The 5,799-nt window shown below is 64.0% G+C and carries 5 protein-coding genes; all 5 read right to left on the bottom strand.

Annotated features, from left to right (window positions below):
- Positions 1 to 140 (bottom strand): GTP-binding protein (locus RIC54_RS17090; RefSeq protein WP_350085036.1); only part of this gene is annotated, 140 nt, incomplete at its 3' end.
- Between the two features lie 65 nt (positions 141 to 205).
- Entirely contained in the window at positions 206 to 2,281 is a 2,076-nt protein-coding gene (gene fusA, locus RIC54_RS17085) for an elongation factor G (RefSeq protein WP_350098077.1), read from the bottom strand.
- A 30-nt stretch (positions 2,282 to 2,311) separates the two neighbouring features.
- On the bottom strand, positions 2,312 to 2,782 hold the full coding sequence (gene rpsG / locus RIC54_RS17080; protein ID WP_007678353.1) for a 30S ribosomal protein S7: 471 nt from the start codon (positions 2,780 to 2,782) through the stop codon (positions 2,312 to 2,314).
- 11 nt (positions 2,783 to 2,793) lie between these two features.
- Complete coding sequence (rpsL, locus tag RIC54_RS17075; RefSeq protein ID WP_007678359.1) at positions 2,794 to 3,165, bottom strand: 30S ribosomal protein S12; 372 nt, start codon at positions 3,163 to 3,165, stop codon at positions 2,794 to 2,796.
- A gap of 440 nt (positions 3,166 to 3,605) precedes the next feature.
- A partial coding sequence (locus tag RIC54_RS17070) for a DNA-directed RNA polymerase subunit beta' (RefSeq protein WP_502990179.1) occupies positions 3,606 to 5,799 on the bottom strand: 2,194 nt, incomplete at its 5' end.

Genomic DNA, 5,799 nt, shown 5'->3' with positions numbered 1-5,799 from the left:
TACGCCATGAACGTCGCGCCGCCAGTCTCCGCCAAAACCTTCGTAATCGCAGCCGTCAGCGTCGTCTTGCCGTGGTCCACGTGACCAATCGTGCCGATGTTGCAGTGCGGCTTGTTACGCTCAAACTTTACCTTGGCCATCCCGGTCCGCTCCGTAATTGGGTGACGTGCGTCGTCCGCTGGTTTGCTTTGGGGTCAGCCGGCCGTCAGGCCAGCTTCGCCCGAACCTCGTCGGCGACCGCCTGCGGCACCGGCTCGTAGTGATCAAACTGCATAGTGTACTGCGCCCGGCCCTGGCTCATCGAGCGCAGGGTGTTGACGTAGCCGAACATATTCGCCAGCGGCACCATTGCATCGACAACCCGCGCGTTTCCGCGCTGATCCATGCCGCTGACCTGGCCGCGCCGGCTGTTCAGGTCGCCGATGATGTCGCCCATGTACTCATCGGGCGTCACAACCTCGACCTTCATGATCGGCTCGAGCAGCTGCGGGCCGGCTTTCGCCACACCCTCCTTGAACGCTGCTCGGGCCGCGATCTCGAACGCCAGAACGCTGGAGTCCACATCGTGGTAGGCGCCGTCGATCAGGCTCACCTTGAAGTCGATCATCGGGAACCCGGCCATCACGCCGGTGTCCTTCGCCGACTTCAGGCCCTTCTCGACGCCCGGGATATACTCCCGCGGAACCGAGCCGCCAACGACCGTGTTCTCGAACACAAACCCGGCGCCGCGCTCCTGCGGCTCGAACACCAGCTTGATGCGCGCGAACTGTCCTGAACCACCGGTTTGCTTCTTGTGGGTGTAGTCGATCTCGGCGCGCCGGGTGATCGACTCGCGATACGCCACCTGCGGCGCACCGACATTCGCCTCGACCTTGAACTCGCGGCGCATGCGATCGACCAGAATCTCGAGGTGGAGTTCGCCCATCCCCTTGATCACGGTCTGGCCGCTTTCGTTGTCCGTCGAAACCCGGAACGAGGGATCCTCGGCGGCCAAGCGGCTCAGCGCGACGCCCATCTTCTCCTGGTCGGTCTTGGTCTTCGGCTCCACGGCCACTTCGATGACCGGCTCCGGGAACTCCATCCGCTCCAGGATCACGGGCTTCATCGGATCGCAGAGCGTGTCGCCGGTCGTCGTGTTCTTCAGCCCGGCGATCGCGACGATGTCGCCCGCGCGTGCCTCTTTGACGTCTTCACGGCTGTTGGCATGCATCAGCAGCATCCGGCCGACCCGCTCGCGCTGGTCCTTCACGGTGTTCATCACCGCGCTGCCGGTCTCCAGCACGCCGGAATAGACACGGACGAAGGTCAGCGAGCCAACATACGGGTCGTTCATGATCTTGAACGCCAGCGCTGAGAACGGCTCGTCGTCGTCCGTCTTGCGGACCACCGGGGTCTCGCCGTCCATCAGCACGCCCTTGACGTTCGAAACGTCAGTCGGCGACGGCAGGTAGTCGACCACCGCGTCGAGCAGCGGCTGGACGCCCTTGTTCTTGAAGGCGGAACCGAGCAGCACCGGCACGAACGACTCGCTGATCGCGCCCTTGCGGATGCACGCCTTCAGAACTTCCACCGAAGGCTCGGTGCCTTCCAGGTAAGCTTCCATCGCGGCGTCGTCCTGCTCGACCGCGAGCTCAACCAGGGTCTTGCGATACTCGGCAGCCTGCTCGGCCATGTCGGCCGGAATTGCCTCGTACTCGAACTGTGCGCCCAGCGACTCATCGAGCCAGCGAACCGCCCGCATCTCGACCAGATCGACCAAGCCAACGAAATCGGACTCGACACCGATCGGCAGCTGGGTGACCAGCGGCACCGCGCCAAGACGGTCGACCATCATCCGCACGCAGCGGAAGAAATCGGCACCGATCCGGTCCATCTTGTTGACGAAGCAGATCCGCGGGACGTGGTACTTGTCGGCCTGCCGCCAGACCGTCTCGGACTGCGGCTCGACGCCGGCGACCGAGTCGAACACCGCGACCGCACCGTCAAGCACGCGCAGCGAGCGCTCGACCTCAATGGTGAAATCGACGTGGCCGGGCGTATCGATGATGTTGATGCGCCGATCATTCCAGAAGCACGTCGTCGCCGCCGAAGTGATGGTGATCCCGCGCTCTTGCTCCTGCTCCATCCAATCCATGGTGGCATTGCCGTCATGGACCTCGCCGATCTTGTACGACCGGCCGGTGTAGAACAGGATGCGTTCGGTGGTCGTCGTCTTACCGGCATCAATGTGAGCCATGATGCCGATATTACGATACATATCGACCGGATGAGTGCGGGCCATAACTCGGGTCCTTGTCGCTTACGCTTGCAGTTACCAGCGGTAGTGCGAAAACGCCTTGTTGGCGTCCGCCATCCGGTGGGTGTCTTCGCGCTTCTTCACCGCCGTGCCGCGGCTGTTCGCAGCGTCGACCAGCTCACCGGAGAGCCGCTCGGTCATGGTCTTCTCGGAGCGCTTGCGCGCGGCATCGATCAACCAGCGAATGGCCAGCGCCTGAGCGCGCTCCGGGCGGACTTCGACCGGCACCTGGTAGGTCGCACCACCGACGCGGCGCGACCGGACTTCCAGATGCGGCTTCACGTTGCCGAGCGCATCGTGGAACAGCCGGATCGGCTCGCCGCCGGTCCGCTTCGCCACGCGGTCGAACGCCCCGTAGACGATGCCCTCGGCGACCGAGCGCTTGCCGTCATACATGAGGCAGCTCATGAACTTGGAGACAACCTCGTCTCCAAACTTAGCATCCGGCAGAACCGGACGCTTCTCAGCACGATGCCGACGCGACATAGGGGCTCTCCTTACTTCGGCCGCTTCGCGCCGTACTTCGAACGGCGCTGACGACGATCCTTGACGCCCTGGGTGTCAAGGGTGCCGCGAATGATGTGATAGCGAACGCCCGGAAGGTCCTTCACGCGGCCGCCCCGGATCATGACGACCGAGTGCTCCTGCAGATTGTGACCTTCGCCGGGAATGTAGCTGATGACCTCAAAGCCGTTGGTCAGACGCACACGCGCGACCTTACGAAGCGCCGAGTTCGGCTTCTTCGGCGTCGTCGTGTAGACGCGGGTGCAAACACCACGCTTCTGCGGACACGCCTGGAGCGCCGGAACCTTGTTCCGCTTCACCGGGACCTTGCGCCCGTGGTTGATCAACTGGTTGATCGTCGGCATCCGTCGATCCTTCTCGACCAAAAACGCGCGAACTTGCCACCAGCCGGATCATTGACCCGTGGCAAACCCGCTCATCAGACCGACCCGCGGAAACCGCGGGCCCTCGATTTTTTCTTCGTACCCCATTGCCGTCACTGTGTCTGAATGCCCGGGCGCGGCAGATAGGGCGCCACGGGGTTCACCACCAGCCCCGGTCTAAGGTGCGCGGATACTATGGAGGTGACCTCTGCGGGTCAAGCGGAGATTCCGGAAAAATTCAGGAAATCCGCGGCCTCCGACTCCACCGCCCGCGCGCAAGGTTGATGCACTGCGGAGGGCATCTGCGCAATGTTTTGTCGAAACACTGCCGGTGTGCCCAAAACGAAGCGGTCCCCCGCAGCGCTTCGCCACGGGGGACCGGTCCTGTCGTCGATGCCCGGCCGACCGGCCGGGCGACTCGCCTACTCGGCGGCCGTAACCTCGGCCTCCGATTCCAGCAACGGCGCATCGCTCTCCGCCTCCGGCGGGGTCAACGCCCGATCGCGGTCGGCTGCGATGCGGCGCAACCGGTTCATCACGCTGCCGGTGCCCGCCGGGATCAAACGCCCGACGATCACGTTTTCCTTCAGTCCCTCGAGCCCGTCGGTCTTGCCGGACACCGCCGCCTCGGTGAGGACGCGGGTGGTCTCCTGGAACGATGCGGCGGAGATGAAGGACTTCGTCTGCAGCGACGCCTTGGTGATGCCCTGCAGCACCGGCTTGGCGAACGCCGGACGAAGATTCTCGGCAAGCGCCTTCTCGTTGGCCTCGTCGTACTCGTCGCGGTCGATGGTTTCGCCGAGCAACAGCGTGGTGTCCCCGGCGTCCATCACTTCGACCTTCTGCAGCATCTGCCGGACGATCACCTCGATGTGCTTGTCGTTGATCTTCACGCCCTGCAGTCGGTAGACCTCCTGGATCTCATAGATCAGGTAGTCCGCAAGCGCCTCGACACCCATGATGTTCAGGATGTCGTGCGGCACCCGGGCGCCGTCCATGAGCAGGTCGCCCTTCTGGACATAGTCGCCTTCGTGAACCGCCAGGTGCTTGCCCTTCGGGATCATGTACTCGACCGGCTCGGCACCCTCCTCGCTCGGCGTGACGATCACCCGACGCTTGGTCTTGTAGTCCTTGCCGAACTCGACCCGACCCTCACCCTCGCTGATGATGGCGAAGTCCTTCGGACGCCGTGCCTCGAACAGCTCCGCGACACGCGGCAGACCACCGGTGATGTCGCGGGTCTTCGAAGACTCACGTGGAATACGCGCCAGCACGTCACCGGCCTTGACCGTTGCCGCGTTCTCGACCGACAGAATGGCGTCGACCGACATGAAGTAGCGCGCCTCCAGACCATTCGCGAGCTGGATGACCTCACCGGCTTCGTCACGCAGGGTGATCCGGGGTTTCAGATCGTTGCCACGCGGCTGCTGCTTCCAGTCGACCACCACGCGCGACGCGATGCCCGTTGCCTCGTCGGTGACCTCGCGCATCGACACGCCGTCGACGAGGTCGACGTAGTGCGCGATGCCTTCCCGCTCGGTCAGGATCGGAATGGTGTACGGATCCCATTCCGCCATGCGCTGGCCCGGCTCGACCTTGTCGCCGTCGTCGACCAGCATCTTGGAACCGTAAGGCACCCGGTGACGGGCCCGCTCCCGGCCCTGATCGTCGCTCAGCACCAGCTCCGAGTTCCGGCCCATGACCACCAGGACGCCGTCGGAGTTCTTCACCACGTTACGGTTGAGAACCTTGATCGTCGCCTGAACGGACGCCTCGATCGACGACTGCTCAGCGCCACGCTGGGCGGCCCCGCCGATGTGGAACGTCCGCATGGTGAGCTGGGTCCCCGGCTCGCCGATGGACTGGGCGGCGATGACGCCGACGGCCTCGCCGGCGTTGACCGGCGTTCCGCGTGCCAGATCACGACCGTAACAGGAACCGCAGACACCGACTTTGGTCTCACAGGTCAGCACCGACCGGATCCGCACCGTGTCGACTCCGGCCCGCTCGACCAACTCAACCATCGCCTCGTCGATGATGTCGCCGGCGTTCACGATCTTCTCGCCCGAAAGTGGGTCGAGAACATCGTCGCAGGACGTACGGCCCAGAATACGATCGCCGAGCGGCTCGATCACTTCGCCACCGTCGACCACCGCGCGCGTCGTAAGCCCACGCTCGGTGCCGCAATCCGGCTCGGTGATGATGCAGTCCTGCGCCACGTCGACCAGTCGGCGGGTCAGGTAACCCGAGTTCGCGGTCTTCAACGCGGTGTCGGCCAGTCCCTTTCGGGCGCCGTGTGTGGAGGTGAAGTAGTCGAGCACGGTCAGGCCTTCCTTGAAGTTCGAGATGATAGGCGTCTCGATGATCTCACCCGACGGCTTGGCCATCAGACCACGCATGCCGGCGAGCTGCTTGATCTGCGCGGCCGAACCACGGGCTCCGGAGTGCGCCATCATCCAGACCGAGTTGATGTGATTGCCGGCCTCGTCCTTGGCGATGACTCCCATCATCTCCTCGGCCACCTGGTCGGTGCAGCGTGACCAGACGTCGACCACCTTGTTGTACTTCTCGCCCTGAGTGATCAGACCATCGAGGTACTGCTGCTCGAACTGCTTG

The sequence above is a fragment of the Thalassobaculum sp. genome, assembly GCF_040219215.1.
Lineage (GTDB): Bacteria > Pseudomonadota > Alphaproteobacteria > Thalassobaculales > Thalassobaculaceae > Thalassobaculum_A.
The sequence above is the reverse complement of the archived record's forward strand: the minus strand, read 5'-3'. Positions and strand labels throughout refer to the sequence as shown.